The 26738-nt window shown below is 56.1% G+C and carries 28 protein-coding genes and 1 other RNA gene; 11 read left to right on the forward strand and 18 right to left on the reverse strand.

All coding sequences use genetic code 11. The annotated features are described in order from the left end of the window. Positions 1–32: 32 nt before the first annotated feature. A complete protein-coding gene (locus CA948_RS17270; RefSeq protein ID WP_108728646.1) occupies positions 33–1439 on the reverse strand; it encodes an MATE family efflux transporter in 1407 nt (468 codons plus the stop codon). Between the two features lie 3 nt (positions 1440–1442). After that, entirely contained in the window at positions 1443–1880 is a 438-nt protein-coding gene (locus CA948_RS17275) for a PaaI family thioesterase (protein WP_094197559.1), read from the reverse strand. A 145-nt stretch (positions 1881–2025) separates the two neighbouring features. Between CA948_RS17275 and CA948_RS17280 the strand changes: the two genes are divergently transcribed. Continuing rightward, complete coding sequence (locus CA948_RS17280; protein WP_108728647.1) at positions 2026–2511, forward strand: copper chaperone PCu(A)C; 486 nt, start codon at positions 2026–2028, stop codon at positions 2509–2511. A gap of 116 nt (positions 2512–2627) precedes the next feature. Here the strand turns inward: CA948_RS17280 and CA948_RS17285 are convergent, their stop codons facing one another. The 9 genes from CA948_RS17285 to CA948_RS17325 all read right to left on the reverse strand — a co-directional run bounded on the left by CA948_RS17285 (position 2628) and on the right by CA948_RS17325 (position 10814). After that, on the reverse strand, positions 2628–3434 hold the full coding sequence (locus CA948_RS17285) for an alpha/beta fold hydrolase (protein WP_108728648.1): 807 nt from the start codon (positions 3432–3434) through the stop codon (positions 2628–2630). Between the two features lie 89 nt (positions 3435–3523). After that, the gene (gene ybgF, locus CA948_RS17290) at positions 3524–4210 is read right to left on the reverse strand and encodes a tol-pal system protein YbgF (RefSeq protein ID WP_094197556.1); all 687 of its coding nucleotides are present in this window, start codon (positions 4208–4210) and stop codon (positions 3524–3526) included. A 216-nt stretch (positions 4211–4426) separates the two neighbouring features. Continuing rightward, on the reverse strand, positions 4427–4930 hold the full coding sequence (pal, locus tag CA948_RS17295) for a peptidoglycan-associated lipoprotein Pal (protein WP_094197555.1): 504 nt from the start codon (positions 4928–4930) through the stop codon (positions 4427–4429). A 34-nt stretch (positions 4931–4964) separates the two neighbouring features. Then, complete coding sequence (gene tolB / locus CA948_RS17300; RefSeq protein ID WP_094197554.1) at positions 4965–6275, reverse strand: Tol-Pal system beta propeller repeat protein TolB; 1311 nt, start codon at positions 6273–6275, stop codon at positions 4965–4967. A 15-nt stretch (positions 6276–6290) separates the two neighbouring features. Then, on the reverse strand, positions 6291–7412 hold the full coding sequence (gene tolA, locus CA948_RS17305; protein WP_108728649.1) for a cell envelope integrity protein TolA: 1122 nt from the start codon (positions 7410–7412) through the stop codon (positions 6291–6293). 50 nt (positions 7413–7462) lie between these two features. Then, on the reverse strand, positions 7463–7909 hold the full coding sequence (gene tolR / locus CA948_RS17310; RefSeq protein ID WP_108728650.1) for a protein TolR: 447 nt from the start codon (positions 7907–7909) through the stop codon (positions 7463–7465). After that, a complete protein-coding gene (gene tolQ, locus CA948_RS17315; protein ID WP_009454887.1) occupies positions 7909–8583 on the reverse strand; it encodes a protein TolQ in 675 nt (224 codons plus the stop codon). The genes tolR and tolQ overlap by 1 nt, the downstream gene beginning before the upstream one ends. Before the next feature lie 2 nt (positions 8584–8585). Further along, positions 8586–9011 carry a tol-pal system-associated acyl-CoA thioesterase gene (gene ybgC / locus CA948_RS17320; protein WP_094197551.1) on the reverse strand — a complete coding sequence of 142 codons (426 nt, stop codon included), beginning with the start codon at positions 9009–9011 and terminating at the stop codon, positions 8586–8588. 66 nt (positions 9012–9077) lie between these two features. Next, on the reverse strand, positions 9078–10814 hold the full coding sequence (locus CA948_RS17325) for a proline--tRNA ligase (protein WP_108728651.1): 1737 nt from the start codon (positions 10812–10814) through the stop codon (positions 9078–9080). Positions 10815–10878: 64 nt separating this feature from the next. Here CA948_RS17325 and CA948_RS17330 point away from each other — a divergent pair, with 64 nt between their 5' ends. The 3 genes from CA948_RS17330 to CA948_RS17340 are packed head-to-tail and all read left to right on the forward strand — an operon-like array spanning position 10879 to position 13632. Next, the gene (locus CA948_RS17330; RefSeq protein ID WP_094197549.1) at positions 10879–11445 is read left to right on the forward strand and encodes an RNA pyrophosphohydrolase; all 567 of its coding nucleotides are present in this window, start codon (positions 10879–10881) and stop codon (positions 11443–11445) included. Next, positions 11426–12112 carry a response regulator gene (locus CA948_RS17335; protein WP_094197548.1) on the forward strand — a complete coding sequence of 229 codons (687 nt, stop codon included), beginning with the start codon at positions 11426–11428 and terminating at the stop codon, positions 12110–12112. Before CA948_RS17330 ends, CA948_RS17335 begins: the two co-directional genes overlap by 20 nt. After that, a complete protein-coding gene (locus CA948_RS17340; RefSeq protein ID WP_094197547.1) occupies positions 12109–13632 on the forward strand; it encodes a sensor histidine kinase in 1524 nt (507 codons plus the stop codon). The genes CA948_RS17335 and CA948_RS17340 overlap by 4 nt, the downstream gene beginning before the upstream one ends. A 1-nt stretch (position 13633) precedes the next feature. Here the strand turns inward: CA948_RS17340 and CA948_RS17345 are convergent, their stop codons facing one another. Beyond that, the gene (locus CA948_RS17345; protein WP_108728652.1) at positions 13634–14557 is read right to left on the reverse strand and encodes an NAD(P)-dependent oxidoreductase; all 924 of its coding nucleotides are present in this window, start codon (positions 14555–14557) and stop codon (positions 13634–13636) included. Between the two features lie 225 nt (positions 14558–14782). Between CA948_RS17345 and CA948_RS17350 the strand changes: the two genes are divergently transcribed. The 3 genes from CA948_RS17350 to CA948_RS17360 all read left to right on the forward strand — a co-directional run bounded on the left by CA948_RS17350 (position 14783) and on the right by CA948_RS17360 (position 18686). Continuing rightward, entirely contained in the window at positions 14783–15820 is a 1038-nt protein-coding gene (locus CA948_RS17350) for an ABC transporter substrate-binding protein (protein WP_108728807.1), read from the forward strand. A gap of 82 nt (positions 15821–15902) precedes the next feature. Then, complete coding sequence (locus CA948_RS17355; protein ID WP_094197546.1) at positions 15903–16988, forward strand: ABC transporter ATP-binding protein; 1086 nt, start codon at positions 15903–15905, stop codon at positions 16986–16988. Positions 16989–17000: 12 nt separating this feature from the next. Next, entirely contained in the window at positions 17001–18686 is a 1686-nt protein-coding gene (locus CA948_RS17360; protein WP_108728653.1) for an ABC transporter permease, read from the forward strand. A gap of 580 nt (positions 18687–19266) precedes the next feature. Here CA948_RS17360 and CA948_RS17365 read toward each other — a convergent pair. Together CA948_RS17365 and CA948_RS17370 are read right to left on the reverse strand one after the other, a co-directional pair. Further along, complete coding sequence (locus CA948_RS17365; RefSeq protein ID WP_094197544.1) at positions 19267–20772, reverse strand: tripartite tricarboxylate transporter permease; 1506 nt, start codon at positions 20770–20772, stop codon at positions 19267–19269. A 16-nt stretch (positions 20773–20788) separates the two neighbouring features. Further along, complete coding sequence (locus CA948_RS17370; protein ID WP_094197543.1) at positions 20789–21247, reverse strand: tripartite tricarboxylate transporter TctB family protein; 459 nt, start codon at positions 21245–21247, stop codon at positions 20789–20791. A gap of 340 nt (positions 21248–21587) precedes the next feature. On the opposite strand from CA948_RS17370, the gene CA948_RS17375 reads away from it, so the two are divergent. The 3 genes from CA948_RS17375 (at position 21588) to ssrS (ending at position 22544) form a co-directional block, all read left to right on the forward strand. Continuing rightward, positions 21588–21992 carry a hypothetical protein gene (locus CA948_RS17375; RefSeq protein WP_035273300.1) on the forward strand — a complete coding sequence of 135 codons (405 nt, stop codon included), beginning with the start codon at positions 21588–21590 and terminating at the stop codon, positions 21990–21992. Positions 21993–21995: 3 nt separating this feature from the next. Then, complete coding sequence (locus CA948_RS17380) at positions 21996–22307, forward strand: cell division protein ZapA (RefSeq protein WP_094197542.1); 312 nt, start codon at positions 21996–21998, stop codon at positions 22305–22307. Between the two features lie 53 nt (positions 22308–22360). Next, positions 22361–22544, forward strand: a non-coding RNA gene (gene ssrS / locus CA948_RS17385) — 6S RNA. 53 nt (positions 22545–22597) lie between these two features. Here the strand turns inward: ssrS and lgt are convergent. Next, positions 22598–23395 (reverse strand): prolipoprotein diacylglyceryl transferase, encoded by a 798-nt coding sequence (gene lgt, locus CA948_RS17390; RefSeq protein ID WP_094197541.1) that lies wholly within the window; start codon positions 23393–23395, stop codon positions 22598–22600. A gap of 323 nt (positions 23396–23718) precedes the next feature. On the opposite strand from lgt, the gene msrA reads away from it, so the two are divergent. After that, positions 23719–24249, forward strand: a complete 531-nt coding sequence (gene msrA, locus CA948_RS17400; protein ID WP_108728654.1) for a peptide-methionine (S)-S-oxide reductase MsrA — start codon at positions 23719–23721, stop codon at positions 24247–24249. Here the strand turns inward: msrA and CA948_RS17405 are convergent. The 3 genes from CA948_RS17405 to CA948_RS17410 all read right to left on the reverse strand — a co-directional run bounded on the left by CA948_RS17405 (position 24246) and on the right by CA948_RS17410 (position 26737). Next, on the reverse strand, positions 24246–25226 hold the full coding sequence (locus tag CA948_RS17405) for a hypothetical protein (protein ID WP_108728655.1): 981 nt from the start codon (positions 25224–25226) through the stop codon (positions 24246–24248). The genes msrA and CA948_RS17405 overlap by 4 nt on opposite strands. Positions 25227–25454: 228 nt before the next feature. Then, on the reverse strand, positions 25455–25619 hold the full coding sequence (locus CA948_RS17720) for a hypothetical protein (protein WP_199827835.1): 165 nt from the start codon (positions 25617–25619) through the stop codon (positions 25455–25457). A gap of 11 nt (positions 25620–25630) precedes the next feature. Then, a complete protein-coding gene (locus CA948_RS17410; protein ID WP_094197539.1) occupies positions 25631–26737 on the reverse strand; it encodes a YeeE/YedE family protein in 1107 nt (368 codons plus the stop codon). Between the last annotated feature and the right edge of the window lies 1 nt (position 26738).

A 26738-nucleotide genomic window follows, 5' to 3' on the forward strand; every position in this document is an offset into this window, starting at 1 on the left:
CGACAGAGTCGATACACCGAGCAGACCCCAGACTATGCCGTTCGTGCAGGCCGCTTGCGTCCCAAGCGCGCCGAGGCCCGCATCCAGCGTAGCGTCATCAGCACGGCAACCACAGACAAACCTGTTACCAGTCCGATCCAGATTCCCATCCCTCCCATATTGAACTGGAAGGCCAGTAAAGAGCCAGTAGGAACACCCAGCACCCAATACCCTAGCAAGGCCAGCAGCATGGGTATGCGCGTGTCATGCAGGCCACGTAGCATCCCTGCAGCTACAGCCTGGGCACCATCACTGATCTGGAACAAAGCGGCCAGCGCCAGGAAGGTAATGGCAAGTTCAATAACGTCCTGGTTTTCGGCGACATCCAGGTCCAGGAACAGGCTGATCAACGTCAAGGGGGCGAACCAGAATACCAAGGCAGCCAAGCCCATAAAGCCTACGCCCAGGATGTAGGAAATCCAGCCGGCACGACGTGCGCCTAAAGGATCGACCCGGCCTGCGGCCAGCCCCACACGGATGGTGGCGACCTGGCTGAAACCTAAAGGAATCATGTAGGACACTGCGCAAATCTGCATGGCAATCGCGTGCGCAGCCAGATCAGATTGTCCCAGCACGCCCATCATCATGACGGCGGCGTAAAAGACCAACGTTTCCAGGGTGAAGGTAATCGCAATGGGAATACCCAGTGCCCACATTTTCCACAGACGCTTAAAACTCCACTGCCAGGCTTCGTTGAACAGGTAGTAGCGTCTAAAACGCGGGTCGCTCAGCACGATCCAGCTTAACGCTGCAAACATGAATACGCTGGATACGGTCGTGGCCAGTCCCGCGCCCGCCAATCCCATGGCAGGCAAGCCCAGCTTACCGAAGACCAGGAGCCAGCCCAGTATGGCATTGATACCAATGGCCGTAATCGCCACCGCCAAGGTCCATCCAGGTTTTTCCATGGCCGCCAGAAATGAGCGCAGCACGATGTAACCCAAGTAGGGCAGCAGGGCCCATTGCAGGGTATGCATATAGGTCACGGACCGCGCCGCGACGACAGGGTCTTGGCCCATCATGAGCAAGATGTGCTCGGCATTCCACAGCACAATCCAGGCCGGCAGGGTAATGAGCAAAGCGGTCAGAAATCCGTGGCGAATGATCTGCTGGGATTCGCGTACATTGCGCAGTCGTCGTCCCAGTGTCGTGGCCAGCATGGGAACGACAGCCGATACCAGCCCCATGCTGAAAATCATGAAGGCTTGGTATAGGCTGGCGGACAGAGAGCCGGCAGCCAGCTCATCAGGGCCCAGTCGGCCCATGTAAATCATATTCGTTGCCAACAGACTGACTTGCGCCAGATTTGTCAGAATCAGGGGGCCGCCCAAGCGCATGGACGATTGCAGCTCCGCCAGCCAGAGCTGGGTCGGGCCGGGAGTGTGAGACTTTGCAAACATGGTTTATTGGGGGCGAGGCAAAGACCAGGTGCTGATCACTTGTGCAACAGCCGGGCCGCCGTTGGCCGGTTCCAGCAGAACATCACCCGCACAGGTACGGCCTGTCTTGTGAATCCGGGCGTGCGCCAGAATATCGCCGGGAGGGGCTTTGCGCAGAAAGTTGATGGTCAGGCTGGAGGTGACGGCATCGGGGTTGCCGGTGGCACCGACCACAGCGGCATAGAGCGCCAGGTCCGCCAGCCCCATCAACATGGGGCCTGCCACCATGCCACCCATACGTTGGTGTGCATTGCGTTCGGGCAGGCGTAAACAGGCGTTGTCGTGGCCAATGTGCACGACATCAATACCCAGAACGGCGGCAAAGGGATGCAGGCGTTCTAAAAGATCACGAAATTGAACAATATCGATTTTGGGTTCGGGTGCAGTGTGTGTGCTGGTCATGACATCGTTACTGAAAAGAAGGCCGTTGTAAGAGAGGCAGACTGGCTGGTACTGTATCAGATCGCCTCGCGTATCGGGGGAGCTCGGCGGCAGGCTGCTCAAAGTGGGGCCAATTCCAATCGACCAAAAAGAAGTGAGGAGCATCATGAAACGCAGCGCAGTTGTTCTAGGCTTAAGTGTGCTGGCTTTGACCAGCACCGTGATGGCACAGGGGCATGCAGGCCATGGTAAGCCCCAAGCGGTACGTGCCTTGAGCACACAGGTCCATGCCAGTCAATGCTGGGTGCGTATGCTGCCGGAGCCTGCGCCTTCGGCCGCGTATCTGGAGCTGGAAAACAAGGGTGAGCAGAGTGTGGCTTTGGTAGGGGCCAGCACCTTGTCGTTCGGGCATGTGATGCTGCATCAGACGACCGAACACGATGGCATGTCACGCATGTCGCATACGTCCGAGGTGGAGATTCCAGCAGGTGGCACATTACGTCTGAAGCCCGGCGCTTTTCATGTGATGCTGGGGCAGGCGAAAGAGGATCTGGCGCTGGGCGAACGCATTATCCTGAGTCTGCATCTGTCTGACGATACCCAGGTCCAGGCCGAGTGCGAGTTACGGCCCGCCAAGACACAGGCTTACTGATTCAGGCTGGCACTTCCATAGAAAAAGGACCGTCTCTGAACTGCCCCCAAAAGCTTGGACGGCTGTCTAACTTTTTTGGGGGCAGTTCAATCAAGCGTGCAGTTTTGCTTTCGTGCTCAGGCTTGTAGTGCTGTTAGTACAGCCTGGTTGAATGCTTTTGGATTGGCCAGATTCATACCATGGGCCGCCAAAGGGATGCGGTGCAACTGGTCCTCGCGTCGGTGCTGACGAATGATGTCCATGCAATGATGGTAGCGCGTGGGACTGTTCTCGCCCGTGATGAAGCTCAAGGGCGCATCCAGCTGTTTGAGCCATTCCAGACTCGGCCCCAGGTTGGGCTCCTGCTGCTGATCCAGCATGGTATGGGCGTTGTCCTGAATCATCTCGCGGAACCAGCGAGTCATTTGCTTCCAGGTTCCCGAGCCATTGACCGTATCCACAAACAGAGCCATGGCACCATCACGATCGCCCTGTTCCAGGCGTTCGGCCACTTGCTGGAACAAAGGGGCATAGGAATAGGCGCCAGGAGTCGGGAAACCGGGGTCTGCCAAGGTCAGGCTGGCCACTTGCTCGGGCATTCGTTGAGCCAGCAGCAGGGCAACATGACCGCCGCGAGAATGCCCTACGATATGCACTTTCTCGCCAGGAATATGCTGGTCCAGCAAGGCCTGCAAGTCCTGGGCGTGTTGCGCTGTGCTGAAGTGACCGGGGCTGGGTGCGCCGGGCCAGTAGGAGCGCAGGCTGGGAGCCAGAACCCGATACTGGGTGGCAAAGGCGGGGATCTGCCAACGCCAGTATCGCCAGTCGCACAGAGAACCATGAACCAGCAACACGGCTGCGCCTTGCCCTTGGTCTACAAATGTGTGGCGATAGCCTTGTGCGGTCAGTTCAAGGGTGGAGAAGTCGGCAAAGGGGGGTGTCATGGCAAGCAGTACAAGTCAGGCAAGAATCAGTCGCCTAAAAAAACAGACCGGGTTTGAACCCGGTCCGTATGGCGTTACACGCGGGGTAATTATTCCAGCAGCTTCAGGCGGCTGCGCGCGGTCTCGGCCGCTTCAGATTGTGGGTAGTCTTTGACGATACGCTGCAAGGTGGTTTTGGCACCGCTCAGATCGTTCAGTTCGATCTGGCTGGATGCCGTCACCATCAAAGCATCAGCAGCGCGAGGGCTTTGTGGGGACGCTTTCACAAAAGCCTGCAGCTTTTGGATGGATGTCTTGAAGCTTTTGATGGCATATAGGCTGCTGCCTTCGTAAAAGCGCACTTCATCGGCCAGAACGCTGGAGGGGTAGGCGGCCAGAAAACCGGCAAAAGCATCGGCTGCGGGTTTGTATTGGCCAGCGCGATAGGCGTCCATGGCGCTGTCAAAGACAGCTTGTTCTTGTGGGTCTGCGGCATGAGGGCTTTGCTGTCCGGCAGGCGCATTGTTCTGGCCCTGACCGCTGGCTTGCCAGCTCAGTTTTTCGACTTGGCCGCGCAGTGAGACAACTTCAGAGCGCAGGGTGTCAATTTGATCTGCCAGTTGCAGGCGAGCTTGGGTATTTTGCTCGTGCATCTGACGAATTTGCTGACGCAGCTCCAAAATGGCGCGTCGGGCCTCGTCATCGGCAAAGGCCTTGGCCGGCAGGCTGGCGAATAGGGCGGCCGTCGCGAACAAGGCAACGGTCGCAAGACGAAAAGGCTTTTTATAAGCGTGCATAGTGAAGTCCGTTAAAAAATGTGCATCCGCAATGCGCAGGCTCCTCACCTGCCGGTTTCCCCTCTGTCGGGGGCTGTAATCTGGGGGGCTTTGGCCGGCCTGGCGAGCCCGTTGTCCAGCATAACGAATTTTCAGTGGATCGGGCACAGCGCCGATAAAAAACGCCGCGGCGTTAACAACCGCCACGGCGTCGGAACCACTTGGTCGATGCAGAAATTATCGTTGGTAAACGATGTCTGCGCGACGGTTTTCGGCGTAATCAGCTTCGGTGTTACCCAAGGCTTTTGGACGCTCTTTACCAAAGCTCACAGCTTCGATCTGGCTGTTGCTCACGCCCAGCAGACCCAGCATACGTGCCACGGCATCGGAACGACGCTGACCCAGAGCCAGGTTGTACTCAGCACCACCACGCTCGTCGGTATTACCTTCGATGCGCACGGTTTGCTGAGGATGGCTGCTCAGGTACGAGGCGTGCATTTCTACCAGGCCACGGTACTGTTCGTTCACAACGTAGCTGTCGTAGTCAAAATATACCGAGCGTTGTTGTGCCAGTGGGCTTTGAGGATTGAAAGGGTCCATGATCTGGCCTGCGCTAGCAGAGTCTGATCCAGTACCGCCGGTTGAGCCGGAGCCTGATTGATCCAAAGGCACCGAGCTGCAAGCAGCAAGGGTTACAGCCATGGCGGCGAGGGTAAGACTTTTAAGAATGCGCGAGCTCATTTGAATTCCTTTTGAAAAAGAGTCACACAGGATGTCAGTTGGTAAATGGTCCCCAGGTGGGTTCGCGTACTTTGCCATTCAATGACGAGAGGGTCTGACGAACGCGACCGTCCACGGATGTTACAGCTAGGACACTGCGCCCCCCCTGAACAGAACTATATAAGATCTGCATCCCATTAGGGGCGAAACTCGGAGACTGATCGTCGGGACCTGTCGTCAGCAGTTGCTCAGACCCTGATGCCATATCTTGAGTGGCAATTCGGAAAGCACCGTTTCTGCGTGTGACGTATACAAGCCTAGTACCGTCCGCAGAGACCTCCGGTGAAATATTGTAACTCCCGTTGAAGGTAATGCGTTGTGCGTCGTTTCCTCCCAGGCTTACTTTGTAAATATTGGGAGCGCCACCACGATCACTGACAAATACAAGGGAGTTGCCATCAGGCATAAAACTCGGTTCAGTATCGATCAGGGGTGAACGCATCACACGACGCAAGCCCGAACCGTCTGCATTTAGCGTGTAAATCTGCGAAATACCGTCTCTGGAGAGCACAACAGCTAGCTGATTGCCGTTGGGAGCCCATGCTGGACTACTGTTGTTGCCTTTGAAATTGGCCAGTGGCTCACGATGGCCAGTGGCCAAAGTTTGCACATATACAACAGGTTTATCGTTCTCAAAGCTCACATAAGCCAGCTTTTTACCGTCAGGGGACCAGGCTGGCGAGATGATTGAGTGTCGAGAACGCAACATTACCTGTGGATTTTGTCCGTCGGCGTCAGCAATTTGTAACTCGTAGTTGTTGCCCGTTTGCAACACATAGGCCAGGCGTGTCGAAAAAACGCCCCGTACACCGGTGATTTTTTCGTAGATACGGTCGGCAATCTGGTGGGATATGCGACGTAACTCTTTCTCGCTGCCCGCAAAAGCCACCCCATCCAGCTGTGTTTGACGAACGGAATCCACCAGGCGATAGCTGATGGAGTATTGCCCGCCGGTCTGGGCGACCGAGCCGTAGGCCAGGTAATCAGCCCCCCGGTTGCGCCATTCGTCGTAGGCGATGGTGCTTTCTGCATTCAGACCAGCACCGGTGGCATTGATCAATTGAAATTGACCCGAACGAGTCAAGTCGGCGCGAATCACTTCGGCCAGGGACTGGCTGGCCGGGTTATCAGCAAAATCGGCGATCGCGATGGGGTACTGGGTAGCACCCACACCCGATATATCGACCCGCAGTTGGGCCTGAGCCGGTTGGCTGGCGAACATGCCAGCGGCCAGGGCAAACGCTCCAGTGGCCGTGGCGCGCCAATGACGACCTAAGGTCGCCAGGGCAGGGGTAGCGGCGGTCATTATGCAATCTCCTGATTAATCGAACATGCGGTATTCGCCATCAATATACGATGGATACTGCCCGCTAGGCGGTTTGGGGAAAGGGCTGCAACGGGCAAGTCCCTTGGATACGGCATCATCGAATAGAGCGATGCCGGACGATCGTTTGATTTGAACGCGGTTAGGGGTGCCATCGGCATTCAGGTCCACGCGGTACTGCAAAGTAGGGTTGCCGCGTACTTCGGAGCGCGCAGGGGTGCTGTAGACCACGCCAGGCTGCACGCAAGCGCGCACCTTGGCGGCATAGCCACCGTCACCACCGCCGCCGCCAGCCTGGTTGCGGTCTGCGGTACCACCGGGGCGGCCAGGAGCACCTTCGCGCATGGCGCGACGGAACGCTTCTTCCTTGGCCTTGCGCTCGGCGTCCGCCTTGGCTTTGGCGGCAGCAGCAGCGCGAGCCTTACGTTCAGCATCCGCTTTGGCTTTGGCCTCGGCGTCTGCCTTGGCCTTGGCTTCTGCATCGGCTTTGGCTTTGCGTTCGGCATCAGCACGGGCTTTGGCGTCGGCCTCTGCTTTGGCCTTGCGTTCGGCTTCCGCCTTGGCTTTAGCTTCTGCTTCGGCCTTGTCCTTGCGTTCCTGTTCCTGCTTTTCCTTCTGTTCACGTTCACGTCGTTCAGCGGCTAGCTTGTCCTGACGCTGTTTTTCCTGACGCTCTTGTTCCAGCTTTTCTTCACGTTCTTTTTGCTCGCGTTCTTTGCGAGCTTGCTCCAAAGCGATCTCGGGATCGACTTCGGGTTCAGCAGGAGGTGTGACCTTTTCAGGTTCAGGAGGTGGCTTGGGTGCCGGAGGCGGTTCGGGTTCCGGTTCAGGCTTGGGTTCTGGCTCTGCAACTGGTTCAGGCTCAGGTTGTGGCTCTGGCTCGGCCTCGGGGGCTTCGGGATCCGCATTGACGGCCGCGTCGGGCGCGACACCGTCCATCCACAATTCGACCTGCACCGCATTGGGTGTTTTGGGCGCAGTAGAAAAAAGGGCTCCCGCCAAAATGGCGAGCAGCAACAGCCCGTGCAGACCCAGGGCGATGAGCAAGCCGCGCCGATCTTCCTTTTGCTCAGGCGAGCGCAGCGCCTGATTGCGGGTATTGCGTGTTCTGTGCTTCATTCAGTTCAGGTTTTTCGCGCCGGATGGCGAGCACGCTATCCGGCCAGAGGTTATTTGCCAGCGTCAGGGTCGCTATTGCGATCGACGATCAGACCCAGGCGGTTGATGCCATTGGAGCGCAGCTCATCCATCAAGCCCATGACGGTCTCGTAGGGAACCTTGCCGTCGGCGGCGATGACAACCGGACTGTCGGCCTGCATACGCGAGCGTACTTCATTGAGCAGTGTGGACTTCTCGATGTTCATGAACTCGGAGCCCGCATCGCGCAAGCGTATGGCCAGTTTGCCGTCCTTATCAACCTGGATTTCCACCGGCTTGGCAGGTACTTCGGAGGCTTGGCCTACCGAAGGCAGTTCCACCAAACCAGGGGTAATCATGGGAGCGGTGACCATGAAGATCACCAGCAGCACCAGCATCACGTCGATATACGGTACGACGTTGATTTCATTTTTCATGCGCCGGCCATGACGGCCGGTGCTTCCACGCATCGATGGCATCAGTTCACCTGCCGCTGCAAGATGTTCAGGAATTCGTCGATAAAGCTGTCAAAGCGGATCGAGATACGATCGAGCTCGTTGGTAAAGCGGTTATAGGCCACCACCGCAGGGATGGCGGCAAACAGACCAATAGCCGTGGCAATCAGGGCTTCGGCAATACCGGGAGCCACCGAGGCCAGGGTTGCCTGCTGCATGCCCGACAAACCGATAAAGGCGTGCATGATCCCCCAGACGGTACCCAGCAGCCCGATGTAGGGGCTGACCGAACCGGCAGAGGCCAGGAAGTTCAGATGTGTTTCCAGCGTATCCATTTCGCGTTGATAGCTGGCACGCATGGCACGACGTGGGCCGTCCAGCAGGGCAGGCCCCGAGCTTTGACTGCGACGGGCCTTGATGAATTCAGTCATGCCGGCTTCAAAAATACGGGCCAAGGCCCCGTGTTCAGCACGACGCGAGGAGATGGATTGCTGAAGCACGGCCAGATCGCCACCCGCCCAGAAGTCGTCCTCAAAACGGCGAGTCTGCTCCAGCGTGCGTTTAAGTGCAGCCCGTTTACTGAAGATATAGGCCCACGAGAGAATCGAGATTCCCAGCAGGATCAGCATGACAAGCTGAACGGGAATACTGGCATCGAGAAGTAGCGAAATCAGCGACAGGTCGCTAGTAGCTTGCATGGTCAGTCCTGAACCTTTTCCAAGAGGGTACGTAAATCAGAGTCCAGCTTGCTTGGACGAAGCGTGTTGGCGTCAACGCAAACAATTTGGATGGTGCTTTGGCATAACAGTTCCCCACCTCGCAGGGCACCTTGTTCAAAATGGATGGTAGCCGACCCCAGTTGGGTAATCCGGCTGCGTACCGAGATCAAATCATCGAGCCGGGCAGGTTTGAGATATTGTATTTCAACCTTCTTGACTACGAACAGGCGTTGATTCTGCTCGGCTACATCGGATTGGTTTACGCCCAGGTTCCTGAGCCATTCTGTGCGCGCACGCTCAAAGAATTTCAGGTAGTTGGCGTAATATACGATCCCCCCAGCGTCGGTGTCCTCGTAATATACGCGAATATCAAGCCGAGCCTGGGTGTCCCACTTGTCAGTAAGCATGTCGTTCGTAAAAGAGTTTATGTTGACGGGCAGGGCATGGCCTACGGCCAGCCCTGCTTGGAGTCTTTACAGCGAGGCCAGACGCTCCACGCTGACCTGAGCAATCTGCTCGACCGGGACGTTGGTGCTGCTGGCATCACGGCGTGCCTGCATTTCAACGACGCCCTCTTTCAAGCCGCGCTCACCGATCGTAATGCGTAGCGGCACGCCAATCAGTTCCCAGTCGGCAAACATGATGCCGGGGCGGGCGTCGCGGTCGTCCAAAATGACATCCACGCCTTGTTCTTTGAGCTGCGTGTACAGATCCGTCGCAGTCTGACGTACCGCATCGCTCTTGGTAAAGCCGATCGGGCAGATTACCACTTCAAACGGGGCCAGGGCGCGAGGCCAGATCATGCCACGCTCGTCGTGGTTTTGTTCGATGGCTGCGGCCGCAATACGGCTGACACCAATGCCATAACAACCCATTTGCATGACAGCCGGTTTACCATCAGTTTCCAAAAAGGTGGCGTTCAGCTTCTTGGAGTAGACATCGCCCAGGAAGAACACGTGGCCCACTTCAATGCCGCGCTGGATGGCCAGCTTGCCGCCCTCAGGAGCCGGGTCGCCGTGAACCACGTTGCGCAGGTCTGCCTTGATGGGTTCGGGCAGGTCGCGACCCCAGTTCACGCCGGTGTAGTGAAAGCCCTCTTCGTTGGCGCCACAGACAAAGTCGCTCATGTTGGCAACGGTCAGGTCGGCAATGACTTGCACTGCTTGACGTGTGCCGATCGGGCCCAGATAGCCGGGCTTGCAGCCAAAGACGGCCACAATCTCTTCTTCGGTTGCCAGACGGTGACCTTTTTCAAAGCCGGCCAGTTTGGAAACCTTGATGTCGTTGACCTCATGGTCGCCGCGAATCAGCAGCAGGTACACAGTCGTCTTGGTTTGCCCATCTTCTTCAACATCGGTAGCCACCACCACGGATTTGACCGTGGCAGTCAGGTCCAGTCCTAGTTGTTGAGCGACCAGTTCGCATTTTGGGGCCTCTGGTGTGGCGGTCTTGACCAGCGCTTGGCCAGGAGCGGCGCGCTCAGCCAGAAGGCAAGGGGCGGGAGCCAGTTCGATATTGGCAGCGTAGTCGGTGTCAGGGTTGTAGACCAGCAAGTCTTCGCCGGTATCGGCAATAACCTGAAACTCATGGCTGCGCGAACCGCCAATGGAGCCGGTATCAGCCGCCACGGCACGGAAGTCCAGACCTAGACGAGCAAAGATACGCATATACGCGTCGTACATATTGTCGTAACTGGCCTGGGCGTCTTCGGCGTTGCGGTCAAAGGAGTAGGCGTCCTTCATGGTGAATTCGCGGCCGCGCATCAAGCCAAAACGGGGACGACGCTCGTCACGGAACTTGGTTTGAATATGGTAGAAGTTAATCGGCAATTGGCGCCAGCTGTGGATTTCGTTGCGGGCGATGTCCGTGATGACTTCCTCAGAGGTGGGCTGCAGCACGAAGTCGCGTTGGTGGCGGTCCTTGATTCGTAGCAGCTCGTCGCCATATTTTTCCCAACGGCCAGACTCTACCCAGAGTTCGGCGGGCTGGACTACTGGCATCAGCAACTCAATGGCGCCGGAGCGGTCCATTTCCTGACGAATGATGTTTTCAATCTTGCGCAGCACGCGCAGGCCCATAGGCATATAAGTGTAGATACCGCCGGCGGCTTTGCGTATCATGCCGGCGCGCGTCATGAGCTGGTGGCTGGCAACTTCGGCCTCGGTAGGCGCTTCTTTCAGGGTATTAATGTGATACTGGCTAGCATGCATGGTAGGGAACTCGTCAGGTACGTATAATCAGATTTAATTGTATTGAATTCGTTAGAGGTGGCCTATGTTAGATCGTGAAGGCTACCGTCCTAATGTCGGAATTATTCTCGTTAATCGCAAAAACGAGGTTTTTTGGGGCAAGCGTATTCGGGAACATGCCTGGCAGTTCCCGCAAGGCGGTATCAAATACGGCGAAACACCCGTACAGGCGATGTACCGCGAACTGCACGAAGAAGTGGGCTTGCTGCCAGAGCATATCCGTATATTAGGCCGGACGCGAGATTGGCTTCGCTACAACGTGCCCAATCATTTTGTACGTCGGGAGGCGCGTGGCCATTACAAGGGCCAGAAACAAATCTGGTTCCTGTTGCGACTGGTAGGGCGAGACAGCGATGTCTGCCTGCGCTCTTCCTCGACGCCGGAGTTTGATGCATGGCGTTGGAGTCAATATTGGGTGCCACTTGATTCAGTGATTGAGTTCAAGCGGGAAGTCTATCAGCAAGCGCTAAACGAGCTGTCGGATATTTTATTCCGGCGGCGCCAGGAAAATCGTTATTTACGTCAGCGCCCCCCAAGCGCAATTGATGCCGATACCGTAGACAGCAGGGATCATGCGCATATTATTGGTTGAAGACGAGTTGGAAATGGCCGCGTGGCTGGAGCGGGCTTTGGCGCAAAGTGGTTTTTTGCCCGATCCCGCTCATGATGCCCGAACGGCAGAAGTGTTGTTGACGGCCCATGAATATGATGCGGTTGTGATGGATTTGCGCCTGCCCGATAAACACGGGCTGGTGCTTTTGCGCGAGATGCGCGAACGCGGTGATCACACTCCCGTGCTGATCCTGACCGCTCAAGGCGCCTTGCAAGACCGTGTTCGTGGTCTGAATCTGGGCGCCGACGATTTCCTGACCAAGCCCTTTGCCCTGGAGGAACTGGAGGCTCGTCTGGCTGCTTTGGTGCGGCGCAGCCGTGGCCGTGTGGCGCCTGTAGTCAGCTGCGGCTCGCTGGAATACAACCCCGAAAGCCGGGCTTTCATGCTGGACAATGCCATTGTGCATTTGACTCCGCGCGAACATGCGGCTTTGTTGGTGCTGATCAGTCGTTCTGGTATGCCGGTTGAAAAGTCCCAGCTTTTTGCCCGCGTGTTCGAGCACGATAGCGATGCCAGCCCCGATGCCATCGAGGTTGTCTTACACCGCTTGCGCAAGAAACTGGCCAATAGCGATGTGCATATCGTGACGGTACGAGGTTTAGGCTACATGCTGGAAGTGCTTGAGGCGGAATCCGGCGTTTCATGACAGCACCTTCTCCACCCCCCGCCAATGCCTGGCAAGGCAGTTTGCGCTTTTGGCTGCTGGTCCTGCTGATCCCGGGGGTGGTCGCCTTGCTGTTGTATGACAGTTGGGAAGATTACCGGGCCATGAACTCCGTCACGGAAAATGTGTACGACAGCGCTTTGCTGGAACCGGCCAAAGTGCTTGAGACCAGTGTGGAGTTCAATACCGATGGCAGTTTACGCATCGATCCGCCCTTTTATGCCCAGGTCATGCTGGAGTCCAGACCAGGCAATCGCAAGTATTTTCGGGTCGAAGAAGTCACCCCTTTGGTCCGTAACCTGGGTGGTGCCGATGCCAATCAATTAAAAGGGCGCACCTTACTTGGGATGGAAGGGCTACCGCGTCCCGCCAATCTGGCCGACCATGAAGGCGTGCCGGTTTTCTACGATTCCTATTTCCGTAATGACACCGTGCGTATGGTGGCTTTGTGGCGCGACCTGCATTACAAAGGCCAGCACAGACAGGTTTTGGTGATGGTGGGCGAAAGCCTAGATTTGCGTTTACGCACTCAACAGGAAGCTTGGCGCGAAGGCATTTTCCGCAATTTGCGTATGTTGTTGCTGGCTGTGCTGCTGGTGTGGTTCGCCGTGGCCTGGGCCTTGCGTCCTTTGCAGGCTTTGCGTCAGGAAGTGCGCAACCGAAGCGTGGATGACTTGCAGCCCCTGGACGAGCGCGATGTGCCGCGTGAGGTGGTCCCCTTGGTTCGTTCGGTCAATCATCACATAGAGCTATACCGTTCCGTGCTGGATAGGCAGGCACAATTTTTGGCCGACGCCTCGCATCAATTACGTACCCCCTTGGCGATTATTCATACTCAGGCTCAGTACGCTCGCCGCGAGCCGGATATTGAACGTGTCCGGGAGTCCTTGGGGGCGATTATCAAGCAGTTGGGGCAGGCGACCCGCCTGACCGAGCAGTTATTGGCTTTGGCCCATGCCAGCCATAGCACCACCATGAGCCAGGGCCAGGTCGATCTGGCCAGTTTGGGGCGCGAGGTAGTGCTGCAATATCTGCCCTTGGCGCGCGAACATCGCCAGGATCTGGGCTGGATCGGGCCGGGCGAAGAAGGGGAGCAAGCGCCCCTGTGGGTCTACGCCAGCGATGCCGAGATCCATGAGTCGGTCTCCAACCTGATTCACAACGCCATCAATCATGCCGGTAGCGGCAGTGCAATAACGGTTTCTGCCGGACACGACGACAAGCAGGCCTGGATCAGTGTGACGGACAATGGCATGGGCTTGGCTGCCAGTTTGCGTGAAAGCGTATTTGTGCGCTTTGACCGGGGCGGCCCGGCACGCAAGGGCGGACGTGGTTCGGGTTCTGGCTTGGGTCTGGCCATTGCGCTGGCTTACGCCGAGCGCAATGGCGGCACGATTGTGCTCACTGATGGCGAGCCTAACGATATGGGCGGCTACGGCTTGAAGGCGACGCTACGCTTGCCCTTGTTGCAGCCCGAAGCGCCTCAATCAGATAATTCCTGAATCAAGCCTTGTCGTTTGGGCGGGCCAACAGATTGAACAGGGTAGAGACATCCCAATCCGAGTGGCCCTGTTCGGCAATTTTCGCAAACTGTGCCTGAATCAAGCGGGTTGCCGGCAACTGAGCCCCAGTGCGTTGGGCCTCTTGCTGCACCAGATCCAGGTCTTTCAGCATCCAGTTCACGGTGAAACCGGGTTGAAAGTCTCTAGCCAGCATCGTGGGGCCTTTGGTTTCCATTTGCCAGCTGCGGGCTGCGCCCTTGGTCAGGACAGACAGAGCTTGTTCCATATCCAGTCCGGCTCGTTCACCAAAAGCCATGGCTTCGGCCAGACCTTGCAAAAGACCGACGACGGCAATCTGGTTCACCATCTTGCATAGCTGCCCAGATCCCAGTGGCCCCATCAAGGTGCAAGCCTGGGCGTAGCTCATCATCAGGGGGCGGGCGCGTTCCATATCCTGCGCATGCCCACCACACATAATGCTGAGCATGCCTTTCTGGGCTCCGGCTTGCCCGCCGGAAATCGGGGCATCGACAAAGGCGATCTGCTTGCTGGCGGCCAGTGCCCCCAGTTCCCGGGCAACGTTGGCGGAGGCGGTGGTATGGTCGATAAACAGGCTGCCGGCCTTCATACCTGCCAGCGCACCGTCTGGCCCCTGAAAAATGGCGCGCAAATCATCATCATTTCCCACACAGGCCATCACAATGTCGGCTTGTGCCGCTGCCTGGGCCGGAGTGGCCGCCCAGGCCTGTTTGAATTGTGCGCTCCATTGTTCCGCTTTGGCCTGATTGCGGTTGTACACCGTCACCTGATGGCCGGCCTGAGCCAGATGACCCGCCATCGGATATCCCATCACTCCCAGACCAATGAACGCCACTTTTTGCGGGCGGCCGGATTCATACTGTTTGGGCTGAATGGATGGGTTCATGGCACGGGGCTCCTTAAGAATAATCATGTTCAGACGTAGAGCTTAGCGCAGCTTTTCCAACTTGATCGTCGCCTGAGGGAATAAGCGGCAAGGTGTTTGAAGCTTGACGGCATCAGGCCCCTCATGTTCTAAACCAAACATAGATCTGTAATAAATGGAATTTTCCTGTCCGGATCATGATGGGCACACATGATTTCCTGGCTAATTAACTGGAACTTGAATCCTATGAACTCTTTCGATCGTCGTCGTTTCTTGAAGCTGGCAGGTGCCACTGGATTGGCGTCTATGGGGACCTCTTTGCCGTGGGCGGCGTGGGCGGCAGATGCCGCGGTACTGGAAAAAGCGAAGGCTCAAGGCCAGGCTGTGTTTTACGCCAACATCACGGCTGTAGAGCCCATCATGAAGGCCTTGCAGCAAGCGCAAGGCATTGAAGGTAAATACACTCGTATTTCCAGCTCCAAGTTCATCCCCACCATCCTGACCGAGTTCAACGCTGGCAAGTTGATGGCGGATGTGGTCCAGGCTCCCCTGCCGATGTTGCAAATGCTTAAAGAGCAGGGCGTGTTGGTTCCTCATCAGTCTGAAGCCGTACAGGGCTACCCGCAGTGGGCTATTCAAGACGATTCGATTATTCAGTTTGGCATCGAATATGTGTCTTATATCTATAATACGGACCACCTCAAAGCCGAGGACGCGCCGCAACGTTACGAAGATCTGGCCGATCCCAAGTGGAAAGACAAGATCGTGATGGCTAACCCGGCTAATCACCCGTCCACCATTGGTTGGCTGATTGGCTTGAAGGAAAAAGTCTTTAGCAGCGAAGAGCAGTGGCTGGACTTCCTGAAAGGGCTGGCTGCCAACAAACCCATGTTTGTAGCGTCGTTTGGCCCAACCCCCGCTCCTATTGAAAGTGGCGAGAAGCTGATTGCCATTTCCATGCCCAAGTACATCGTGACCAAGTCGCCTGCGCCATTGGCCTGGGGCCCCATGTCGGGTCAGCCTTTGCTGGGCTCGCCGCGTGCTATTGCTCTGACCAAGAATGCGCCGCATCCGGATGCGGCCCGCGTTTTTCTGGATTATTGGCTGGGCAATGAAGCCATGGGTATTTTGGCCAATAAGGTGGGCGAATATGTTCTGGCCCCCGGGATTCATCCTCCGGTCGCTGGCATTGATAAAGCCAAGGTCGAGCCTATCCGGGACCTGAGCGATGCAGAACTGATTCGTTGGAGTCGTGAATTCAGCCGTATCTTTGCTGTGCGTTAATCACGCGACGGCAAGAGCTGGTTCAACAAGAACGGGGCGCCTTGGCGCCTCGCCTTATTTTTATTGAAAATATTAACTCATTATGCAAATTGAAATTACCGGCCTGAGCAAGACCTATGTCTCAGAGGACAAAACCTTCAAGGCCTTGGACAATATCAATCTGACGATTCCCGCGAATGAGTTTTTCACCCTGTTAGGGCCCAGTGGCTGCGGCAAAACCACACTGCTGCGGTGCATTGTTGGTCTGGAAACCCCAGACGAGGGTGAAATCCGCATTGGGGACGAGATCGTCTGGTCCAGCGCCAAGAATATTGCTGTTCCGGTAGAAAAGCGCGGTCTGGGTATGGTGTTTCAGACCTACGCCATCTGGCCGCACATGACGGTGTTCGACAATATCGCTTACCCGCTGCAAGTACGTGGCGAGCGCAAAGAGGTGATTCGTGAAAAAGTCGCGAACATTTTGAAGTTTGTGCAACTGGAAGGGGTGGATCAGCGTTCCGCAACGCGTCTGTCCGGTGGCCAGCAACAGCGAGTGGCGCTGGCACGAGCTCTGGTGGCCGAGCCCAAGGTCATCCTGTTTGACGAGCCGCTCAGCAACCTGGATGCCAAGCTGCGTGAAGAAACGCGTAAAGAACTGCGCGAGTTCTTGAGCCGTCTGGACATTACCGCAGTGTACGTGACGCATGATCGTGTCGAGGCGCTGGCCTTGTCCAACTCCATCGCTGTTATGCGTGGCGGCAAAATTCTGGAAATTGGCTCACCAGAAAAAATTTACTTTGATGCCGACCACCGCTTTGTGGCGGACTTTATTGGTCGTGCCAACCAGATCAGCGCCAAGGTGCTGGAGCAGCGTGTGGATTCCACCCTTGTGGAATGCGAACTGGGTCAGTTGCACTGCAAGAAGCGAGATCTGCCCGTGGGCACGGAGGTCACGTTGTGCATTCGTCCCGAGTTTATTCGCGTCAGTAGTCAGTCCAGTGAAGTGGGCCAGAATCTGTTCCATGGGCAGGTTCAGGCCTTGGAATTCGTGGGCGAGTCCTACGAGGCCGAGGTCACAGTGGGTAAAGAGCAGCTCCTGGTGTGTATCGATCCTGATGTGAAGGTAAAGCAGGGCGATACCGTGCGCTTTAACCTGCATCCTGCGCATTGCATGCTCTTGTCGGCATAAGGGCGGAACATCATGAATCAAACACGCAGACCACTTAGCTGGTCGCTTATTCTGATTGTTGGCTTTCTGACGCTATGCCCGGTCCTGATGTTGCTGCTGGGCAGTTTTTCGCAGGGCCTGACGGCTTTTGGTTCTTTCACCACGGCCAAGTATGTAGCCGCCTACACCGATCCCTTTTTGCTGGAAGTCACCTTTAATACGGTGGTTTTCGTGCTGGGCTCGTCCCTGTTCTCTACCGCGCTAGCCGTTTTCCTGGCTTACCTGAATACGCGTACCAACATGCCCATGAAGGGTGTGTTTACGGTGCTGTCCATCGTCCCCATGATGATTCCGCACTTGTTGTTCTCGGTTAGCTGGGCACTGCTGTTGAATCCGTCCAATGGCCTGATCAATATGTTCTTGCAGGACACCTTGGGTCTGCAGGATGCACCACTGAATATTTATTCGCTCTGGGGCATGATTCTGGTCGAGGGCTTGTTGAACATGCCTGTGGCCTATCTGATCATCGCTCCTGCCATGGCCTCGTTTGACGTGTCCATGGAAGAGTCCTCGCGTGTATTCGGGGGCGGTCTGTGGCGCACCTTGACGCGGGTCACCCTGCCGATTCTGCGTCCAGCCATCATGGCGGCTTTCATTTTGGCGATTGTGCGGGCGCTGGCCTCTTATGCGGTGCCACGTGTTCTGGGTACGCCGGGTCGTGTGGATGTGCTGGCCACGTATCTGTTCGAGATGATCTCAACCGGCTTCGCGCCAGACTATGGAAAAGCGGCAGCGCTGGGCATGAGTGTGCTATCGGCCTCCATTGCCCTGATCGTGCTGTATCGCTACATGACGAAAGAAAGCAGCAAGTATGTGACCATCTCCAGCCGTGGTTTCAAACCGACGCAACTGGAACTGCGTCGCGCGAAAATCCCGCTGTTCATCATCGTGGGCATTATCAGCTTGCTGATGGTAGTGTTGCCTGTCGCTGTGCTGCTCTACACCTCCATGATTCCGTACTCCATGGTGCCTAGCGCTCGCGCCTTCTCTTTGATGAGCTGGGCGAACTGGATTGATGTCATTCAAGACCCAATCTCCAAAGTGGCCATGACAAATAGTCTGTTCCTGGCTGTGTTCGGGGCCAGTCTGGGTGTGCTGTTGTCGCTATTTGTGGCCTATGTGGTGGTTAAGTTACGAACGCGAGCGGCGGCGCTGCTCGATACCTTGAGCTTTCTGTCCTTCTCCTTTCCGGGGATTGTGATCGGTATCGGTTTTATGTGGTTCTTTGTGCAAACGCCTTTGTATGCAACCTTGACCGCCTTGCTGCTGGCTTATATCGCAGCCTATCTGCCTTACGGGATCCGACCTTTATCGGCGGCTTTTGTGCAGGTACATGCTCACCTGGAGGAATCCTCGGCCGTTGCCGGGGCCAGCTCCTGGACAACCATGCGCCGCATCATTATTCCTTTGCTGATTCCCGGTGTGGTGTCAGCCTGGATTTTGATGGCCACCATGTTCATTCGTGAGTTGACGGTATCCGTGGTGCTGTCCCGTCCTGGCACAGAAGTGCTGGCGGTACAGGTGTTGAGCTATGCCGAAGATGGTTTGTGGGGCAAGCTCTCGGCCTTGGGGATCATCATGATTCTGATCTCTACTGTGCTGGTGCTGCTGGCCATGTATATCGGTAACTTCTACAAGCGCCGTCAAGGCACGATGTAAGTTGGCTGATCTCAATGGCCTGAATTCCGCAAGGGGTTCAGGCCATTGTTGTTTTTGCTAGGAACAGACCGTATCTTGTCGCCTAGCTGGCTGTTCGCTTGTTCATGCGCATAATGGGCTGCTTGATTTTGTTTGCTCATTAATAGAAGCGATGACGCCTAAATGCAAAGTCAAAGTATTGGTCGTCGGTGATAGCGTGATGGGGGCGTCGGTCGCCTGGCATTTGACTCAAGCGGGTGCCCGCTGTGACCTTGATCGATCAAGGTCCGCGCAGTACGCCTAGTGCAAGCGCTGCTTCGTTTGGATGGTTTGCTTGCCGCCGTAGCCCACTCCGGCGACATTCTGGCTCCCTTGTTAGGAAGGTTGTGTACGCAGGCGGTTCTGGCTGCTTGATGTTTGTTCTTGGAGGTGGCTCCGTTTAGCCCAGCAAGGATTGAGCTGTCTTGAAACCAGGCAGCAAAACCAGTCGATAAAAAAAAGGCCTGATTTCGTGGAGAGATGAAATCAGGCCTTCTTGCTGTTGCGCCAGTTTGAATGCCCCTTTCAGGGGCAGCTTTCAAACCAGAGGACTGGCTGTGCCTTAGTCCTCTTCCACGAAAGTTTCGTCGCGTTTTTTCTTGACAGAGGGCAGGGCCACAATCACCACCAGGATGGCGGCTAGAACCAGCAATGACAAGGACAGCGGACGAGTGACAAAGGTGGTGTAGTCACCACGGGACAGGAGCAGGGCACGACGGAAATTCTCTTCCATCATGGGGCCCAATACCAGACCCAGCAACAAGGGAGCGCCTTCACAACGCAGTTTGGACCATACGTAGCCGACAAAACCAAAAGCGGCGGTGACCAGAATGTCAAACACGTTGTAGTTCAGCGAGTACACCCCGACCGTACAAAAGACCAGGATGGCAGGAAATAGCAGGCGGTACGGTACTTTGAGCAGCTTCACCCACAGACCAACCAATGGCAGGTTCAGAATGACCAGCATCAGGTTACCGATCCACATGGAAGCGATCAGGCCCCAGAACAGTTCAGGGTGGCTGGTCATCACTTGTGGGCCGGGCTGAATGTTGTGGATGGTCATGGCACCAATCATCAGAGCCGTCACGGCGTTACCGGGGATACCCAGTGTCAGCAGCGGGATGAAGGAGGTTTGAGCGGCGGCGTTGTTGGCCGACTCGGGACCGGCCAGACCGGCAGGGTGGCCTTTGCCAAAGCGCTCCGGATTTCTGGAGATTTTCTTCTCCAGCGTGTAGGAGGCAAAGGAGGACAGAACCGCGCCACCACCGGGCAGAATGCCCAGGCACGAACCCATTGCAGTCCCACGGATGACGGCCGGCCAGCACTCTTTGAACTCTTGTTTGTTGGGGTACAGGCTGCCAACCTTGCCTGTAATTTCGACACGCTGGTCGCCCAGCTCCAGGTTGTTCATGATTTCCGAGAAACCAAATACACCCATGGCCACCACGGCAAAGTCGATACCATCTTGCAGCTCGGGAATACCAAAGTCGTAACGCGCTACACCGGAGTTCACGTCAGTACCGACCATGCCCAGCAGCAGGCCCAGCAGGATCATGCAGATGGCCTTGGGCAGAGAACCAGAGGCCAGCACCACCGCGCCCACCAGGCCTAACACCATTAATGAGAAATACTCGGCAGGTCCGAACTTGAAGGCCACCTCAGCCAAAGGCGGTGCGAAGGCCGCCAGCAAAATGGTTGCAACACAACCGGCAAAGAACGAACCCAGGGCAGCAATCGCCAAAGCAGCACCGGCCCGGCCATTGCGTGCCATCTGGTGCCCGTCCAGCACGGTCACCACCGCCGAGGTTTCGCCCGGCAGGGCAACCAGAATGGCGGTTGTGGACCCGCCATACTGCGCGCCGTAGTAAATACCGGCCAGCATGATCAGGCCAGCCACTGGGGGCAGTACATAGGTGATGGGCAACAGCATGGCGATAGTTGGCACAGGGCCAATGCCAGGTAACACGCCAATCAAGGTGCCCAGTATGCAACCGAGCAGAGCGTAGGCCAGGTTCTCCGGTGTGACTGCGACCGAAAAACCCAGCATCAGGTTGTCAAATAATTCCATATCCGTTCACCCCCAATCAGGCCAGAAAACTTGGCCACAAGGGAAATACCAACCCTAGGCCCTTGATGAATGCCAGCCAGACAAACAGCACCAGAAATACAGCTGCGCCCAGCGCGATCGGCCAGCTAAACTCATGGCTGGCAAAGCTGCTGATCACAACAAGCAGGAAGATAGAGGCATATACCCCTAATGAGTTAAGCGTCAGCCCGCACAAGACAACCGCGCCGATGATAACGAAGACGACTTTCCAGTTAAACTTCTCTATCTCAGTGCTTTCTGCTTTGGCAGACAATGAGTTCAAGGTGACAACCGCCCCTAGCAAGCTCAGGCATACACCAAGCCAGAAGGGGAAGTAGCCGGGTCCCATACGGGCGGCTGTTCCCATCGAGTAGCTGGTAGCCCCGAGCGAGAAAGCGGCGCCCACGACCACGAACATGATCCCGGACCAGAAGTCCTGTTTATTTTTAATTTGCATAAGGTGGATTCTCCTTGTCTGCCTTGCGCATTGGTTTTCCTTTTTCCTGTGTCAGCTTGTTTATGGTGGAGCGGGTTCCACACTCTGCATGTGCCGACTGCTTTAAACAGAGGTGACGCATGGTAATGGAGCGTTTGAAGACTGAAAACCCTGACTTGACCCTAGTTTTTAAGGGTTTTCCCGGTAAATCCGGAAAATTAGGGTTTTTTGGGAGCGTGTTCGCAGGTGGATGACATGCTTTGAAAGAAGTTTGAAAGGTAATGGAAAGATGGGTGAAAGGTTATCATTAGTATGAAATTCCTCTACCCAGTAACGCTAGCAATGGTTTACGATAAGGCCCATGTTGCAAGATCTCGACTTTCTCGCTGACCGTATCGGTCAACTGGTAGAGCAATCTCGTCAGCTCAACGCTGAACGCGCTCAATTATTAGCTCGTCTGAAAACTCAAGATGCCGAGCTGGACGCCTTGCGCCAGCAAAATCGGCGTCAACAGGACGAGTTTGAGTCCCTCTCCACCGGTGTTGCTTCGCATCAGCGTCAGTTGGATGTGGTGCAGCAACAAGCACAAGCGGATCAGGCTGAACTGAAAAAACTGCTTGAGCAGGAACAGGCCCAGGTGGTCGCCTTGCGTCGTGAGCTAGACAGTGCTCGTGCAGGAATGGGCGTATTGCGTGATGTGGCAGGGCAGGCTCGTGACCAGATCGGTTCGATCCTCATGCGTTTACCCGGTGCCGTACAGGAGTAAGTCATGGAACGAGTTGATATTTCCCTACTGGGCCGCGATTATTCCCTGGCATGTCCTCCATCTGAAAAAGCCCGCTTGTTGGAAGCGGTCAAACTGGTAGACCAGCGTATGCAGGCTATCAAGGGTTCGGGGCGCGTTTCTGGCAACGAACGTATCGCTGTTATGGCTGCTATTCAGATCGCCAGCGAGTTTTTATCGGCTAAAGCACCTGATGGTCCACTGGCTAATGTTGCTTTTGGCGATTTCAAGCGTAAAATTGAAGACATGCACGCGATGATGGATGATGTTATTGAGCCTTCGGGCACATCGCGCTAAACCAAATTTGAAAGCAGCTCCTTGTTGTCCCTTGCGGGCTGCTTCATCCCAGTAAGTCCCTGCCGTGTTCGTGACACGACCATACATTCCTTGAACCAATGCTTTTGGCATACAGGTTGTTGGATTAGCCAGTAGGAGCGATCGTCCTCGTCGACGAACCCGAAGCTGGCTTGATGACAGCCGATCTTGGACCTTCGGTTCCAGGATGCCGGTCTTGACGGCAATGGTGGGGCACCTACAAAAAAGCCCGTCCAGATCTGGACGGGCTTTTTCCTTTTCTGCTGCTTTGTTTATTTCTGACTACCAGGCGTAACGCCACGCTTGCTGGCATAAACAAACAGAGCCAGCCCAGCCACAATCATGGGCAAGGACAACCACTGTCCCATTGACAAGCCAGCACTGAGCAGACCCAGGTAGCTGTCAGGTTCGCGGGTGTACTCCACCATGAAGCGGAAAAAACCGTAGCCGATCAGGAACAGGGCGCTAGCCTGGCCCACGGCGCGTGGGCGGCGCGTAAACCACCACAGCAAGATGAACAGGGCAATGCCCTCCAGGGCCATCTCATACAACTGCGAAGGGTGGCGAGGGTTTGCATCCATCTGCGGGAACACCATTGCCCACGGCACATCGCTAGGACGACCCCACAGTTCTCCGTTGATAAAGTTACCCAAGCGGCCTACCGCCAGCCCCAGTGGGATCAAGGGGGCCAGGAAATCACTGATTTCCAGAAAACGGCGTTGGCGGTTACGAGCAAACAGTGCAATCGTCACCAGCACCCCGATCAGACCACCATGAAAGGACATGCCACCTTGCCAGACATACAGAATCTCCAGCGGATGCGACAGGTAGTAGGAGGGTTGATATAACAGGGTAAAGCCCAGACGTCCGCCCACTACTACGCCCAGAACACAGTAAAAGATCAGGTCTTCCAGGTCTTTGCGGGTCAGCAAGGCATAGCCCGCGCGGATACGCGCCATGCCAGCCAGCCAAACCAGGCCAAAGCCCACTAAATACATCAAGCCATACCAATGAATGGCAAGGGGTCCAAGTTGTATGGCGATGGGATCAAACTGCGGGTGAATTAACATGCGTGCCCATTACAGAGATGAATATCAGATAATAGCGTGACTACGAGCCCAGACCAGGACTGGGTAAATTGTAAGGGAAGGATCGTGCTGCATTCAGTCTCTTGGCCCGCCGTTTACCATTAGTAGTTTTTGTGGATTGATGATCTTTAATCCAATGGCAAAGGCTGATACGGTAGCGTTGATGGATATCGTGCTCAACAAGATAGTCGGGGGAACGGGGGTGCTATTCCCATACCCACCCAAAACCGGCTCAGCGCCTTATAAGCGCAAGCGATTGCAGCCTGGTTGCTGGGTCTAGCCAATTCGTCAACAAAGGAGAACTCATGAAGGAAACAGCCATATTGGGTGGCGGATGCTTTTGGTGCACTGAAGGGGTGTTCAAGGCCCTGCGAGGTGTGCAGTCGGTGGTGCCCGGATACTGTGGCGGCCATGTGGAAAATCCCACCTATGAACAGGTTTGTGGCAAGCAGACCGGCCATATTGAAGTGGTCAAAGTGGAGTTTGACCCTTCAGTCATTTCCTATCGGGATTTGCTGGAGGTATTTTTCCTGACCCACGACCCTACCACGCCGGATCGTCAGGGCGCTGACCAGGGGCCGCAGTATGCGTCGGCTATTTTTTGCCAAAACGAAGAACAGCGCCGTCAGGCTTTCGAAGTCATCGAAGAAATCAAATCACAGTTTGATGCGCCTATCGTGACGCATGTGCTCGACAGCTCCACGTTCTGGGAAGCCGAGGTTTATCACCACGATTATTTTGCCTTGAACCCCGAGCAGGCCTATTGCCAGATGGTGATTGCGCCCAAGCTCAAGAAGTTCTACCAGCGTTTTCAGGATCTGCTGGTCAAAAGCTAAGCATCCTGAGGGTGCGAAGCAGAAGCAAGGTAGCGTCTGTACAGGGCGCTACCTGGTAATGTCAGGCGGGCCATCAGGCCAATAATGAGCAAGGTCAGGATAAGTCGGCCAACCAGGACCACCCAGATGTTGGCACCCAGAGCCAGAATAAGAATGGTGTCTTCAATCAGGGAGTGGCTTAACGACAGCCAGGACAAGGCCAGCAAGCGCGTTCTGGGACTGTAGTTTTGCTGACGGGACTCATCAATAATCAAGGCGCCGCCGTAGCTCAGGCCCAGCAACACACCAATCGTGGTGGTGGGGGCAACCCGCTCTTCCAGGCCTGAAAAACGCAGCAAGGGCAGCAGAAGCCGGGTCAGCAAACGGGTGAAGCCGATTTTCTCCAGAACTGACAAGATTAACAGCAGGCCAAGAATAATCAGCCAGGTCATGAACAGTGAACTGGCCGTTCCCCACAACCAGTCTATCCAGCCTTGCCAACCGCCTTGTGTCGCATTGGATTGCCCGTAAAGCCAGGCCAGCGAAACAGGTTCCTGCAACAGCCCAGCACTGTTCAAACCCCAGGCCAGCAGGCTGCCGTAGAGCAGGGCGCAGACTACTCGTAGCGTGGCCGTAAACCAGAAACTGGCCCCGGCTCGACGCACAATCGCTTGCTCCATGGGAAGACTGTGAGCAAACAGCATCATGGTGCCCAGAACGCTGATCTGGGCCACGTTGAAACTCAAGCTGTCGCCCAACGCTGCCATCGATCCTATGCCTGCGTAAATACCGGCCAGGGCGGTGGTAGCCCATACGATACCGGCTTCAGGCGGTAAGCCGACCAGCGCCATGACGGGGCCGATCAGTGTGCCTACTTGTTCGATCAAGCCCAACTGCGCCGCAATACGCACCGCAATCATGATGGGAACCATGATGCGTGCAACGGTATAAAACATGCGCAGGCTGCGGCTAAGTGTGGTGCGAAGAAAGTTCAGCATGACAGCAGAAGGTTGAGAAGTCTGACTGATGCTAGCATGGCCCAGTGCTTGCTTTGTCGTGCCCTGGCGCTTGCGTGGGGTGGGCGATGTGGGCTGTCGGTTTGCCGCTACAAGCGGATGTGTGTTCCCTCATCCAAAAGAAAACCCCTGACGGTGAAACCCGGTGCAGCCAAGTGAGGCTGCCTGGTTTTCTCCCATCAGGGGCGTTGCAGACCGAGTAGGCCCTAGCTATCGACCCGAGCAGTGACCGCCACTGGCGGCTTGTCCGCTACCCCAGGCAATGGGAGCGGGTTCGGGACGGTAGGGGTAGTCCTGCAGGCTGTCCATGACAACTAACAAGACAACGGCCAGCCAGAAGGTAGTGGTGATAAGGCGGAAAGTAGTTTTGCTCATGGTGGTGCGACTCAAGGATTAACGCGACGACGAATGCGCACGCCTATGATGGACCCGGCAAAGGCCAGTGCAAACCAGACCCAGCCATGTATGCTGGCCGAGGCGATGCCTCCCAGGAATGCGCCCACATTACATCCGAAGGCCATACGGGCACTGTAGCCCATGACCAAACCGGCAATCGCGCCTACCCACAAGGTACGGGCATTGGGCGATTTGAAATTGGCAGGATGGTTCCAGCGCGAAGCGGCCATTGCGCCCAGAATCAAACCAAAGTTGGTGACGGAGGTAACGTCAGCCAGAACAGGCTCTGCCAGACGTTGAGCATGGGGAGCCACGCCCCAGAATGCGTCGCCAACGGGCGTCCAGCCCAGCGCCGAGAATACTTTTGCTCCCCACAGGCCAATACCGTAGACGATGCCCCAAGGTTGGCCAGCAACAATCATGTGAATGGCGTACAGCACGGCCAGCAGCAAGGCGCCCATCCACCAGCGCATTTCCCATTTGGCAGGTGCGCTGTTGTGTTCTTTTTGATGGCGGCGTGCGCCCCGGCCTACGAACCAGGATACGGCTGCGCAGCCCAGGACGGTAATCAGCAAGGCGGTAGGCCAGCCCAGGGATACAGTCAGGTCGATAGCAGGCAAGCCACCCAAGGCAATCCAGCCGGGTTGGTGCGATGCGCCCAGAAAGCTGCCAATGGCAAAGGTAGGCAGAACCGCAAAGGAGATCGGTGCGCCAGCACCTGCTTTATAGAGTGTGCCGGAGCCGCAACCGTCAGCCAGTTGCATAGCGGCACCAAACAGGAAGGCGCCCAGCACCAGGCTGATGGTCAGTGGGGCAATGGCACCGACCAACTCGCCGCCGCTGTCAGCGATCAGCGGCAGGGTGAAGGCAGCAGCCAATACCAATAGGAGCATTTGTGCCCAGATACCCTGAGGGTCGCGACGCTCGATATAGTTGCGCCAGCCGGTCGTGAAACCGAAACGGGCTCCTTGCAGCACGGCGCCAAAGCCAATCCCTAATAAGGCAAGCAAGCCTTGGCGCAGTCCACCTACCAGAGCGACCCCGACAATGAGGGCCAGGCTGGCCAGGATAAAGCCCAGTCTAGTCAGATAAAGCATG

The organism is Alcaligenes aquatilis (genome assembly GCF_003076515.1).
Classification (GTDB): Bacteria; Pseudomonadota; Gammaproteobacteria; order Burkholderiales; family Burkholderiaceae_B; genus Alcaligenes; species Alcaligenes aquatilis.